The 12,299-nt window shown below is 56.4% G+C and carries 13 protein-coding genes; 7 read left to right on the forward strand and 6 right to left on the reverse strand.

The annotated features are described in order from the left end of the window. Window positions 1-75: 75 nt before the first annotated feature. The 7 genes from cheR (at window position 76) to flhE (ending at window position 6,895) form a co-directional block, all read left to right on the forward strand. Window positions 76-948, forward strand: coding sequence for a protein-glutamate O-methyltransferase CheR (gene cheR, locus OK412_RS03445; RefSeq protein WP_010258551.1), 873 nt, complete (start codon window positions 76-78; stop codon window positions 946-948). After that, window positions 948-1,997, forward strand: a complete 1,050-nt coding sequence (locus OK412_RS03450) for a protein-glutamate methylesterase/protein-glutamine glutaminase (protein WP_010258555.1) — start codon at window positions 948-950, stop codon at window positions 1,995-1,997. The genes cheR and OK412_RS03450 overlap by 1 nt, the downstream gene beginning before the upstream one ends. Before the next feature lie 39 nt (window positions 1,998-2,036). After that, on the forward strand, window positions 2,037-2,426 hold the full coding sequence (gene cheY, locus OK412_RS03455) for a chemotaxis response regulator CheY (RefSeq protein ID WP_010258559.1): 390 nt from the start codon (window positions 2,037-2,039) through the stop codon (window positions 2,424-2,426). Window positions 2,427-2,435: 9 nt separating this feature from the next. Beyond that, complete coding sequence (gene cheZ, locus OK412_RS03460; RefSeq protein WP_003849160.1) at window positions 2,436-3,077, forward strand: protein phosphatase CheZ; 642 nt, start codon at window positions 2,436-2,438, stop codon at window positions 3,075-3,077. 188 nt (window positions 3,078-3,265) lie between these two features. Beyond that, the gene (gene flhB / locus OK412_RS03465; RefSeq protein ID WP_010258565.1) at window positions 3,266-4,417 is read left to right on the forward strand and encodes a flagellar biosynthesis protein FlhB; all 1,152 of its coding nucleotides are present in this window, start codon (window positions 3,266-3,268) and stop codon (window positions 4,415-4,417) included. Beyond that, the gene (flhA, locus tag OK412_RS03470; RefSeq protein ID WP_010258569.1) at window positions 4,410-6,503 is read left to right on the forward strand and encodes a flagellar biosynthesis protein FlhA; all 2,094 of its coding nucleotides are present in this window, start codon (window positions 4,410-4,412) and stop codon (window positions 6,501-6,503) included. Before flhB ends, flhA begins: the two co-directional genes overlap by 8 nt. Next, entirely contained in the window at window positions 6,503-6,895 is a 393-nt protein-coding gene (gene flhE / locus OK412_RS03475; protein WP_050679619.1) for a flagellar protein FlhE, read from the forward strand. Before flhA ends, flhE begins: the two co-directional genes overlap by 1 nt. Before the next feature lie 162 nt (window positions 6,896-7,057). Here flhE and OK412_RS03480 read toward each other — a convergent pair whose 3' ends face one another. The 6 genes from OK412_RS03480 to OK412_RS03505 all read right to left on the reverse strand — a co-directional run bounded on the left by OK412_RS03480 (window position 7,058) and on the right by OK412_RS03505 (window position 12,157). Next, window positions 7,058-7,390, reverse strand: coding sequence for a HigA family addiction module antitoxin (locus OK412_RS03480; protein ID WP_010258577.1), 333 nt, complete (start codon window positions 7,388-7,390; stop codon window positions 7,058-7,060). 80 nt (window positions 7,391-7,470) lie between these two features. Then, a complete protein-coding gene (locus OK412_RS03485; RefSeq protein ID WP_010670815.1) occupies window positions 7,471-7,788 on the reverse strand; it encodes a type II toxin-antitoxin system RelE/ParE family toxin in 318 nt (105 codons plus the stop codon). A 74-nt stretch (window positions 7,789-7,862) separates the two neighbouring features. Further along, window positions 7,863-8,861 (reverse strand): aldo/keto reductase, encoded by a 999-nt coding sequence (locus tag OK412_RS03490; RefSeq protein ID WP_264352687.1) that lies wholly within the window; start codon window positions 8,859-8,861, stop codon window positions 7,863-7,865. Window positions 8,862-9,070: 209 nt separating this feature from the next. Next, window positions 9,071-10,006 carry a LysR family transcriptional regulator gene (locus OK412_RS03495; RefSeq protein ID WP_264352688.1) on the reverse strand — a complete coding sequence of 312 codons (936 nt, stop codon included), beginning with the start codon at window positions 10,004-10,006 and terminating at the stop codon, window positions 9,071-9,073. 87 nt (window positions 10,007-10,093) lie between these two features. Continuing rightward, window positions 10,094-11,824: an arginine--tRNA ligase gene (argS, locus tag OK412_RS03500; RefSeq protein WP_264352689.1), complete on the reverse strand. Its 1,731-nt coding sequence runs from the start codon at window positions 11,822-11,824 to the stop codon at window positions 10,094-10,096. Between the two features lie 210 nt (window positions 11,825-12,034). Further along, on the reverse strand, window positions 12,035-12,157 hold the full coding sequence (locus OK412_RS03505) for a hypothetical protein (protein ID WP_009089698.1): 123 nt from the start codon (window positions 12,155-12,157) through the stop codon (window positions 12,035-12,037). Between the last annotated feature and the right edge of the window lie 142 nt (window positions 12,158-12,299).

The raw sequence follows: 12,299 nt of genomic DNA on the forward strand, positions 1-12,299 counted from the left end.
CGTGGCCCGGCCGCCATTGAGCCGCCGGGCATCGCAGCAGACAAATAATGTATTGAGTTCGGGCCAGGTGCAGAGATGAAAAAATCGACAATTTTAGATCAAAATGAGACGACAACGCTGCTGTCGCAAATGGTGCAGCGTTTACCGCTCTCCGATACGCATTTTCGTCGTATCAGCCAGCTGATCTATCAGCGTGCCGGTATCGTACTGGCCGATCACAAGCGTGAGATGGTTTACAACCGTCTGGTTCGTCGCCTGCGTACGCTGAATATCGATGATTTCGGTCGCTACCTGGCGCTGCTGGAGTCCGATCCGAACAGTGCCGAGTGGCAGGCGTTTATCAATGCCCTGACCACTAACCTGACCGCGTTCTTCCGCGAAGCGCATCACTTCCCGATTCTGGCGGAGCATGCACGTAAGCGACAGGGCAACTTCAGCGTCTGGAGTACCGCAGCGTCAACCGGCGAAGAGCCTTACTCCATCGCCATGACGCTGGCGGAAGCGCTGGGCACCGGACCGGGCAAGTTCCAGGTTCATGCCAGCGATATCGACACCCAGGTGCTGGAAAAAGCGGTGGCGGGTGTTTATCGCCAGGAGGAGCTGCGCACGCTGTCACCCGCGCAAATGCAGCGCTACTTCCTGCGCGGCACCGGTCCTCATGCCGGTATGGTGCGGGCGCGTCCCGAGCTGACCAATATGGTCACTTACGCGCAGCTTAACCTGCTGGCCAATGACTGGGCGCTGCCGGGTCAGTTCGACGCTATTTTCTGTCGCAACGTGATGATCTATTTCGATAAAGAGACGCAGGAGAAGATTCTGCGTCGGTTTGTCCCGCTCCTGAAGCCGGGTGGCATTCTGTTCGCCGGGCACTCAGAAAACTTCAGTCAGATCAGTAAAGAGTTCTGGCTGCGCGGGCAAACCGTCTATGGACTGACGAAGGAAAGATGATGAGCAAAATCACCGTGATGTGTGTAGATGACTCTGCGCTGATGCGGCAGTTGATGACTGAAATCATCAACAGCCATCCGGATATGGAGATGGTCGCTACGGCGCCCGATCCGCTGGTCGCCCGCGATTTGATTAAGCAGTTCAATCCGCAGGTGCTGACGCTGGATGTGGAAATGCCGCGCATGGATGGCCTCGATTTCCTGGAAAAACTGATGCGGTTACGGCCAATGCCGGTGGTGATGGTTTCATCACTGACCGGGAAAGGCTCTGAAATTACCCTGCGCGCGCTGGAGCTGGGAGCGGTGGATTTTGTCACCAAGCCACAGCTCGGTATCCGCGAAGGGATGCTGTCTTACAGCCAGATGATTGGCGACAAAATTCGTGCAGCTTCCCGTGCCCGACTGCACAACCGTGCAGCGATGCCGGTGCCGGCGACGCTGAAAGCGGGTCCGCTACTGAGTAGTGAGAAGCTGATTGCGATTGGCTCCTCAACCGGGGGTACCGAGGCGATTCGCCATGTGCTGCAGCCGTTACCGGCGACCAGCCCGGCACTGCTGATTACCCAGCATATGCCGCCAGGCTTTACCCGCTCTTTTGCCGAGCGTCTGAACAAGTTGTGTCAGATCACGGTGAAAGAAGCTGAAGATGGTGAGCGTATTCTGCCAGGCCATGCCTACATCGCGCCAGGCGCAATGCACATGGAGCTGGCCCGAAGTGGCGCCAACTATGTGGTGAAACTGAATGAAGGGCCACCGGTTAACCGGCACAAACCCTCTGTGGATGTGCTGTTTAAATCGGTGGCAACTTACGCCGGACGAAATGCGGTGGGGGTCATCCTCACCGGCATGGGCAACGACGGTGCCGCCGGGATGCTGGAAATGCATCGGGCAGGCGCCTGGACTATCGCCCAGAACGAAGCCAGCTGTGTGGTATTTGGCATGCCGCGTGAGGCCATTGCCACAGGCGGCGTGAGCGAAGTCGTGGATTTAAGCAACATCAGCCAGCACATGCTGGCGAAAATTAGCGCCGGACAGGCATTGCGTATTTAACAGGCCCGTCCCGCCGGGCGAGACAACTCAGGAGTAGATATGGCTGATAAAAACATGCGCTTTTTGGTAGTAGACGACTTCAATACGATGCGTCGTATTGTGCGTAACCTGCTGAAAGAGCTGGGCTTCAATAACGTAGAAGAAGCGGAAGATGGTGTGGACGCCCTCGGCAAACTGAAAGCGGGTGGTTTCGACTTCGTGATTTCCGACTGGAACATGCCAAACATGGATGGCCTGCAGCTGCTGCAGACCATTCGTGCCGACGCGGCAATGAGTTCGCTGCCGGTGTTGATGGTGACCGCGGAAGCGAAGAAAGAGAACATTATCGCCGCCGCCCAGGCCGGTGCCAGCGGATATGTCGTGAAGCCATTCACTGCGGCAACCCTGGAAGAAAAGCTGGGTAAAATTTTCGAAAAACTGGGCATGTAAGGGGATGTGATGAGCGACTTTCCGAAACCAACTGAGGATGCCGCGGCACACGACATCATTTCACGTATTGGCTCTCTGACGCGCATGCTGCGCGACAGCCTGCGCGAGCTGGGGCTGGATAAAGCCATAGCCGATGCGGCTGAAGCCATTCCTGATGCCCGCGACCGTCTGGATTATGTTGTGCAGATGACGGCGCAGGCCGCCGACCGTGCGTTGAACTGTGTTGAAGCAGCACAACCCCATCAGGATAAGATGGAAGCCGGGGCAACCCAGCTGAAAGGGCGTTGGGATGAGTGGTTTGAGAACCCGATTGAACTGGGTGATGCGCGGGAGTTGGTGACGGATACGCGCGCATTCCTCACCGCCGTGCCAGAGCATACCGCCTTTACCAACAAGCAGCTGCTTGAAATCATGATGGCACAGGATTTCCAGGACCTGACCGGTCAGGTGATCAAGCGCATGATGGATGTGATCCAGGAAATTGAGCGCCAGCTGTTAATGGTGCTGCTGGAGAATATGCCAGAAGTCAGCGCTGAGAAGCGTCAGGAAGGCACCAGCCTGCTGAACGGTCCGCAGATTCACGCCGATGCACCGGGCGTGGTGGCGAACCAGGATCAGGTTGATGACCTGCTGGACAGCTTAGGGTTCTAGGTTTCGTCCGCCTGCGGGCGGGTGAAACAGCTGCAGATTATAATAAACAGGGTCACCTTCGGGTGGCCCCGTTCCGCATTGTCAGACCCATCCCCGAAAGAACGCCTGTTTTCTTCATCTTATCTCCGCTTTAACTTAAGCCAGATTTGTCATCCTATGCTCAGAATTCCTGCCAACCGAGGTTTGTCGTGGCTGAAGATAGCGACGAAGACAAAACAGAATCGCCCACGGCCCACCGACTTGAGAAAGCGCGTGAAGAGGGCCAGATTCCGCGTTCGCGCGAACTCACATCCGTACTGATGCTGCTGGCCGGCATCATGATCCTGTGGATGGGCGGCAACATGATGGCGCACCGGCTGGCAGCGATGGTCGCCACCGGACTCCGTTTTGATCACGGCATGGTCAGAGATGACAAAATTATCGTCAGCCACATCGGCAGCCTGATCACGCAGGCACTGATGGCGCTGCTGCCATTGATGGGCGGTCTGGTGCTGGTGGCAATCGCCGCGCCCATGCTGCTGGGCGGTATCGTTTTCAGCGGTAAATCGATCAAGTTCGACCTGAAGAAGATGAGCCCGATGGCTGGGTTCAAGCGAATGTTTGCGGCGCAGGCGTGGACCGAACTGTTTAAAGGCATCCTCAAGACTATTCTGGTTGGCTCGGTGGGCTGGTGGTACATCTGGAGCCACTGGCCCGAGATGCTGCGGTTGATCAGCGAAGCGCCCGTCACCGCGCTGATTCACGGCATGGAGATGATCGCAGTCTGCTGTTCGCTGGTGATGCTGGGGCTGATCCCGATGGTCGGATATGACGTCTTCTGGCAGCTGCACAGCCACTTTAAAAAGCTGAAAATGTCGATGCAGGAGATCCGCGACGAGCATAAGCAGCAGGAAGGTGACCCGCACGTTAAAGGGCGCATCCGGCAGCAGATGCGCGCCGCAGCGCGACGCCGAATGATGGCGGATGTGCCGAAAGCCGATGTCATCGTCACCAACCCGACGCACTACTCGGTGGCACTGCAGTACAACGAGAAGAAGATGAGTGCGCCGAAAGTGGTGGCGAAAGGCGCAGGTGAGATCGCCCTGAGAATTCGTGAACTGGCTGCCGAACACCGCATCCCGGTTCTGGAAGCACCGCCGCTGGCGCGTGCGTTATACCGACATACTGAAATTGGTCAGCACATTCCCGGCGCGCTCTATGCCGCCGTGGCCGAGGTGCTGGCGTGGGTCTGGCAGTCGCGTCGCTGGAAGCGCGAAGGCGGCCTGATCCCAACCAAACCAAAAAACCTGCCGGTTCCGGCAGAGATGGACTTTGCAGGAGAGAGCAAAAACGATGGCTAATAACCTGGCCGCAAAACTACGTTTACCGGGCAACTTTAAAGATATGCAGTGGCAGGTGCTGGCCGGGCCGGTACTGATCCTGATGATCCTGTCGATGATGGTTCTGCCATTACCGCCGTTCATCCTCGATCTGCTGTTCACCTTTAACATTGCGCTGTCGATCATGATCCTGCTGGTGGCGATGTTCACCCAGCGGACCCTGGAGTTTGCGGCGTTCCCGACCATTCTGCTGTTCTCTACCTTGCTGCGTCTGGCGCTGAACGTGGCCTCAACCCGTATCATCCTGATGGAAGGGCATACGGGTGCCGCCGCGGCAGGACAGGTGGTTGAAGCGTTCGGTCACTTCCTGGTGGGCGGTAACTTCGCCATCGGTATCGTGGTGTTTATCATCCTCGTCATCATCAACTTTATGGTTATCACCAAAGGTGCCGGCCGTATCGCCGAAGTGGGCGCGCGCTTTGTGCTGGACGGGATGCCCGGTAAGCAGATGGCGATCGATGCCGACCTCAACGCCGGTCTGATCGGTGAAGATGACGCCAAACGCCGCCGTGCCGAAGTGACCCAGGAAGCGGACTTCTACGGTTCGATGGACGGTGCCAGTAAGTTCGTTCGTGGTGATGCCGTCGCCGGTATTATGATCATGGTGATCAACGTCATCGGCGGCCTGCTGGTGGGCGTGGTGCAGCACGGTATGGATGTGGGTCATGCCGCAGAGACCTATACGCTGCTGACCATCGGTGATGGTCTGGTCGCGCAGATCCCGGCGCTGGTTATCTCTACCGCAGCCGGTGTTATCGTAACGCGCGTTGCCACCGATCAGGATGTCGGCGAGCAGATGGTCACCCAGCTGTTCAAAGATCCGCGCGTGCTGATGCTGAGTGCCGGCGTGATTGGTCTGCTCGGTCTGGTGCCGGGCATGCCGAACTTCGTCTTCCTGCTGTTCACCGCCGCCTTACTGGGTCTGGCCTGGTGGCTGCGCGGCCGCGAAATGCAGCCGAAGAAGAAAGTGGAAGTCACGGGCGGCATCGCCAAAACGGCGGACACGCCAGCCGCCACCGAAGCGTCGTGGACCGATGTGCAGCTGGAAGATACACTGGGCATGGAAGTGGGCTATCGCCTGATTCCGATGGTCGATCATCAGCAAAATGGTGAACTGCTGGGACGTATCCGCAGTATCCGTAAGAAAGTCGCCCAGGATGTCGGTTTCCTGCCGCCGGTAGTGCATATCCGCGACAACATGGAGCTGCCACCGGCACGCTATCGCATCCTGATGAAAGGGGTGGAGATTGGCAGCGGTGATGCCTATCCTGGCCGCTGGATGGCGATTAACCCGGGCACGGCTGCCGGAAGTCTGCCAGGCGAAGCGACCGTTGATCCTGCCTTTGGACTGGCGGCGGTCTGGATTGATAGCGCGCTGAAAGAGCAGGCACAGATTCAGGGCTTTACCGTGGTTGAAGCCAGTACCGTGGTGGCAACCCACCTTAACCATCTGATTGGCCAGTTCGCCAGCGAGCTGTTTGGCCGTCAGGAAGCGCAGCAGTTGCTGGATCGTGTGACTCAGGAGATGCCGAAGCTGACCGAAGATCTGGTGCCGGGTGTGATCTCGCTGACCACCCTGCACAAGGTGCTGCAGAACCTGCTGGTGGAGCGGGTGTCGATTCGCGATATGCGCACCATTATCGAAACGCTGGCGGAACACGCGCCGGTGCAGAGCGATCCGCAGGAGCTGACCAGCGTGGTGCGTGTGGCGCTGGGCCGTGCGATTACTCAGCAGTGGTTCCCGGGTAATGATGAAGTGCAGGTTATCGGGCTCGATTCCACGCTGGAGCGCCTGCTGTTACAGGCGTTGCAGGGCGGTGGCGGACTGGAGCCGGGTCTGGCCGATCGGCTGTTAAGTCAGGCACAGGCGGCATTGCAGCGTCAGGAGATGCTGGGTGCGCCACCGGTGCTGCTGGTCAATCATCCGCTGCGTGCGCTGCTGGCGCGCTTCCTGCGCCGCAATCTGCCACAGCTGGTGGTGCTCTCTAATCTGGAGCTGAGCGACAACCGCCAGATCCGTATGACTGCCACCATCGGAGGCAAATAATGCGCTGGCTGGTGATGGCATTCGTGATGCTGCCACTGATGGCGCAGGCGGCCGGTGGTGCCTGGAGCGCCACGGCCAATGGGCCGCTGCTGGCGAACCGCGGCAGCTGGCAACGGGCGCAGCCGCTGACGCCGCCCGCCGACATTGGCGGGGAGGTCAGCGTTATTAACTGGCGTTATCAGCTGAGCAGACCGGCCCCGTCCGGCCTGCAGGTGCGCTTGTGCGGCGAACAGCGCTGCACTTCCCTGGAGGGGGCCAGCGGCACCACGCGCGGGCTGGCACATCTGAGCGCCGGTGAGACCCTGCACATGGTGTTTGGTTTTGCCGGAAGCGGGGCGCTGCCACCCGGATTACGGGTGGTGAGCAGTGAAGTAATGGTCAATTACGAGTAAGGATATCGTTGCTGAATTGACTGAAGGCGAGCCAGAGATCGCCTCCTGGCTCCCTTGTTACGTGATGACCCTGGCTGTAAACCGATGCTAACCCTGACCCAGCGGCTGACAGATAATTGGCCCGTTTCAAATCCCGTCATGACCAGTGCGTTATAAAGCTTTTCACGCCAGCTGATTCTCTTTCTGCACCAGAAAATCCTTCAACGGTGTTACGCGACTGATCTCCTCCTGTGCCCTGGCATCATGCATCACTTCCCAGATATCGACACTGTTTTGCAGATTAAGCCAGAACTCAACGCTGGTTTCGAAGGCTGCAGCCAGCCTGAAAGCCATATCCGGCGTCAGCTTCCGGTTATTGTTGACCAGGGCGCTGACCGTGTTGCGGTGCACTTTTAGCATCTCCGCTAAGTCGAGAATCTTCAGGCCGGTTGGCTCCAGATATTCGTAAAGTAATACGTCACCGACAGTGGTCGGTTTGCGGGTCGCCTGGTTCATAGTCTTGCTCTCTTTATTACTGACAGAGGTTGATGTGTTACATGCTGTCTTACAGCGCCTGATGCAGCCAGACTCAGTTTTCATCGCTTGTGCGTTTTATAGCTATGAGCATCCAGATAAAGGTCAACGGCCTTACCTTCTATCCATTTAAAGATCAGCCGATATTGCTCATTGACCCTGATTGAAGCATATCCCTTGAGAGGCGGGTTTAGTTCCTCATAACGATTGCCTGGCGGCGACTTTAAATCCTTATAGCTAATCGCCGCATTGATGATGTCGAGCTTTCGCGCCAGCGCTGATGAGAGGCTTGACGGTATTCTTTTGGAAAATTTGCCATATAAAAAATAATCCTTAAGCCAGTCATCCCTGAAACTTTCAATATTCCTTAACGTCGCCACCTCATTACCTCCCTGTATCACACTGAAAACAATTTAACGCACCGATGCACAGTGCGCAAGTGCGTAGTTTGTATTCAGGCGTTCACCCCCTTCATTCCCTCCTCAGAGTAGCGACCGCCTTTAACTTCAATCTGCTGATGAACAGCGTTCAGCATCGCGATATCTTCCTCTTCCAGCTCGATATCTGCGGCCTGCGCGTTTTCAGTAAGGTAAGCGATCTGTTTGGTGCCCGGTATCGGCACAATTTTGTCATACTGTGCCAGTAGCCAGGCCAGCGCAATCTGCCCGGTGGTGGCGTGATATTTCTCAGCCAGTGGCGTCACCGCGTTAAGAAGCTGGAGATTGTGATCGATATTTTCCTGCCGGAAACGGTCATTGTTTTTGCGGAAATCACCCTCGGCAAAATCGCTGTTTTTACGGTATTTACCCGTCAGGAATCCTCTGCCCAGCGGCGAATAGGGCACCAGTCCGATACCGAGCTTTTTCACCATAGGGAGAATCTCTTCTTCAATGTCACGCGTCCAGAGTGAATACTCCGTCTGCAGTGCGGCTAGCGGATGGATCGCCTGCGCCCGATTCAGCGTTGAAGCCGACGCTTCACACAGCCCAATCCGGGCAATCTTTCCCTCCTGCACCAGACGGCTGAGACACTGCATGCTCTCCTCAATCGGTGTCGCCGGACTGATCCGGTGCAGATAAAAGAGATCGATACGCTCAACGCCCAGCCGTTTCAATGATTCATGGCAGCAGCGGGTAATGTAGTCCGGCTGATTGTTGATGGTGCGGGCATAGGCCGCATCAGCAGGACGTTCAATGCCACATTTGGTGGCCACGGTGAACTTAAGCCGTTCGGCCCGATTGAGCCCGGCAAGAAACTGACCTATCAACTGCTCGTTGTGACCGCGCCCGTAAAGATCGGCGGTATCGATAAAGGTGATATCCAGATCGCGCAGCTGGCTGAGCAGTTGCAGGGAATGACGGTCATCGGTCTGACCATAAAATTCGCTGAGCCCCATCGCGCCATAGCCGATTGCGCTGACGTCCAGACCCTGAGTTAACGTTCGCTTTTTCATTGTCGCTCCTCGTAAGTGAGACGCGATTGTTTCACTCCGCGTGAATGCAATGAATTGCTCTTTCCGTCATGCAAAAAAGGTATCAGGCGGATGAAAGGGCTTCAGAGATACATCCGGCATGCCGATACACTAAGCTCGCAGCAACAGGCTGAGCGGGGATTAACAAGTAAGAAGAGGGGGATGCTTCGCTGCGTTTCAGCGATGCAGCATCATGCGGACTTTATCGCATCCCCGGGATCAGAGAGTTCTCTCAGCGCATTAAGAACCGCCTCATTTTTTTCATCGGCGCGAATCGCCGCGTAAACATCAATCGCCAGCTGCTGTGCCGCATCTTCTGTCAGCGGGCGGTAACAGAGACCTGCCTGATTAAAGGTGCATTTTGACTGCGGCATCAGGGCGAACCCTTTTCCTCTGGCGATGTGTGACAGCATCAGCAGGGAATCGTCCGGCTCTCTCACCCGTTTCAGCGTGACGCTGAGCGTGGCGAAGTAGCGCTCGCATTTATCGTAAAACAGCGGATTGGCGCTGCGGGCAAACCAGAACAGCGGCAGATCGGCCAGCGCTTCCAGCGAGACCCGTTCCGCCACACTGGCAGGATGCGCCGACGGTATGGCAATCAGCAGCGGCTCACGGTAAACCCAGGTGTACTGAACGGTCTCTTCCGCATCCGACCCCTTTTCTCCGGTAAGTATTAAATCCAGACTGTTTTTGGCCAGGCTTTGCAAAAGCTGAGGGGAGGTCAGGCGGGGCATCTCCATCTCTTCGCTGGCATGAAAAGCGGCGAGCAGCCGGTTAAGTGGCGCAATCAGTTCAAAGTTCAGCGTGCGGGTCAGCCCGATGCGTAGCCGTGCCGCTGCGGGCTGCGCATCCTGCTTCAGGGCATTCAGCGCAGTCAGGATCGCTTCCGCCTTCGCGACCAGCGCACGGCCAGAATCGGTGAGCGTTACCTCATGGGTCGTGCGGCTGAACAGCGAGTGGCCCAGCAGATCTTCCAGACTCTGAATCTGACGGGTCAGCGGAGGTTGCGTCATGCTGAGACGTTCTGCGGCCCGGCGAAAATTCAGCTCGTGCGCAACAGCCAGAAAGCACTGTAACTGTTTTATGGTGGGAAGGTGGCTGCTGATGAGGTGCGCGGCTACAGACATAACACCATCCTGCTGCGAAGATTTGGGGGATCAGAGCGGATATACGAATTCAGCAACGGAGAGGGAAACCCCTCTCCGTTTAAGAGGTTACATGCGCTCGACGGTGTCGATGCCCAGCGTATCCAGGCCCTGCTTCAGCGTCTTCGCGGTCAGCGCGGCCAGCTGCAGTCGGCTCAGACGGGTTGTGTCTGATTCTGCGTTGAGAATCGGGCAGTGCTCGTAGAATCCGGAGAACAGACCGGCCAGATCGTAGAGATAGGCACACATCACGTGTGGCGTGCCGTCACGAGCGACCTGAGTAATGACCTCTTCGAACTGCAGCAGACGGGTGGCCAGCTGCGCTTCACGCTCTTCGCTGATCACAATCTCCGCATCCAGCGAATCGGCATCAATGCCCGCCTTGCGGAACACGGAGAGTACGCGGGTATAGGCATACTGCATGTAAGGCGCGGTGTTGCCTTCGAACGCCAGCATGTTGTCCCAGTCGAAAATGTAATCGGTAGTACGGCTTTTTGACAGATCGGCGTATTTCACCGCGCTGATGCCAACCACTTCCGCCAGCGTTTTCACTTCCGCTTCGCTCATCTCCGGGTTCTTCTCACGCACCAGCGTGTAGGCACGCTGATAGGCTTCATCCAGCAGATCGGAGAGCTTGATGGTGCCGCCGCTGCGGGTTTTGAACGGACGGCCATCTTTGCCCAGCATCATGCCGAACGCATGGTGCTCCAGCGGAACAGATTCCGGCACATAACCCGCTTTGCGGACGATAGTCCAGGCCTGAACCAGATGCTGATGCTGACGTGAGTCGATGTAATAGAGCACACGATCGGCTTTCAGCGTTTCGTAACGATATTTCGCACAGGCGATATCGGTGGTGGTGTAGAGGTAGCCGCCATCCTTTTTCTGGATGATGACGCCCATCGGTTCACCCTCTTTGTTCTGGAATTCATCCAGGAACACCACGGTCGCACCTTCACTCTCTACCGCTAAGCCTTTCTGTTTCAGATCGGAGACGATACCAGGCAGCATATCGTTATAGAGACTTTCACCCATAACATCGTTGCGCGTCAGCGTGACGTTCATGCGGTCATAGATTTTCTGGTTCTGACTCATGGTGATGTCGACCAGCTTCTTCCACATCTGGCGGCAATAGTCATCGCCGCCCTGTAATTTCACCACATAACTGCGTGCGCGCTCGGCAAACTCAGGATCTTCATCATAAGTGCGCTTGGCTTCACGGTAGAAGCCTTCGAGATCGGCCAGCGCCATCTCTGCATGATCTTCATTCTGCTGCTTTTCCAGGAACGCGATCAACATACCGAACTGCGTTCCCCAGTCGCCAACGTGGTTCGCTCGGATCACTTTATGTCCGAGAAACTCCAGCGTACGCACCGCCGCGTCACCAATGATGGTGGAGCGGACGTGGCCCACATGCATCTCTTTCGCAACGTTAGGCGCAGAGTAGTCGACGACGATAGTCTGGGGCTCGGCCAGTTGCACGCCAAGGCGCGGCAGACGCAGCGCTTCCCGGGCATGACTGGCCAGCCAGTTGTGGTCAAGGAAGATATTGATGAAGCCCGGCCCGGCAATTTCGACTTTGCTGGCGATGCCGGTCAGGTCGAGGTGCTGAATCACCGTTTCCGCTAATTGTCGCGGTGCCTGTCCCAGCTTTTTCGCCACGGCCATAATGCCGTTGGCCTGATAGTCTCCAAACTGAACCCGGGCGGATTGGCGAACCTGGGGTTCGCAATCGGCGGGTGCGCCGGCTAAAACCATTGCCTGACTGACTTTTGCGGAAAGAAGTGCCTGAATATTCACCGAGTTACCTTCATGTGCTGAGCAACGCCCGGACCAGAAAGCCGGGCTGTCATCATCTTGCCTGAGCGCATCGCGTCACGGAGAGGCAGAAACGGATGGGGCAGACAAAACGGAAAAAAATGAGGGGAAAAGTATACGTGAAATGTCAGTGGGCGTCAGCAGTTGGATGAAGCGGGGAAACAGAGCTGAATAAGATGTTTCCCTGAAGCATTAACGACGTCGCAGATGACGGCGTGGGTTCTTTACGCTTTTATCTTCACGCACCTTCCAATGGCGGGAGATTGCAAATCCCATCAGTGCGATCAGGACAGCGACAACGATGAGCATAGACATAGAGCCATTCCTTTTGGTTGTGTTAGGTCAAATTTATAGGAAGGCGGGGTGGGCTGCAATTGTTTGCCAGGTAAATGAGAGTTATCTTATTGTATTAAAGAAGTTGATAATAATCATATAGTTAACATGCTTTCATCAAGGA

The organism is Pantoea sp. JV6 (assembly GCF_025910055.1).
Lineage (GTDB): Bacteria > Pseudomonadota > Gammaproteobacteria > Enterobacterales > Enterobacteriaceae > Pantoea > Pantoea agglomerans.

Coding starts and splice junctions, on each gene's coding strand:
- cheR (WP_010258551.1), top strand. CDS start 76: ATGAAAAAATCGACAATTTTAGATCAAAATGAGACGACAACGCTGCTG.
- OK412_RS03450 (WP_010258555.1), top strand. CDS start 948: ATGAGCAAAATCACCGTGATGTGTGTAGATGACTCTGCGCTGATGCGG.
- cheY (WP_010258559.1), top strand. CDS start 2,037: ATGGCTGATAAAAACATGCGCTTTTTGGTAGTAGACGACTTCAATACG.
- cheZ (WP_003849160.1), top strand. CDS start 2,436: ATGAGCGACTTTCCGAAACCAACTGAGGATGCCGCGGCACACGACATC.
- flhA (WP_010258569.1), top strand. CDS start 4,410: ATGGCTAATAACCTGGCCGCAAAACTACGTTTACCGGGCAACTTTAAA.
- flhE (WP_050679619.1), top strand. CDS start 6,503: ATGCGCTGGCTGGTGATGGCATTCGTGATGCTGCCACTGATGGCGCAG.
- OK412_RS03480 (WP_010258577.1), bottom strand. CDS start 7,390: ATGAACCAGGCGACCCGCAAACCGACCACTGTCGGTGACGTATTACTT.
- OK412_RS03490 (WP_264352687.1), bottom strand. CDS start 8,861: ATGAAAAAGCGAACGTTAACTCAGGGTCTGGACGTCAGCGCAATCGGC.
- OK412_RS03495 (WP_264352688.1), bottom strand. CDS start 10,006: ATGTCTGTAGCCGCGCACCTCATCAGCAGCCACCTTCCCACCATAAAA.
- OK412_RS03505 (WP_009089698.1), bottom strand. CDS start 12,157: ATGTCTATGCTCATCGTTGTCGCTGTCCTGATCGCACTGATGGGATTT.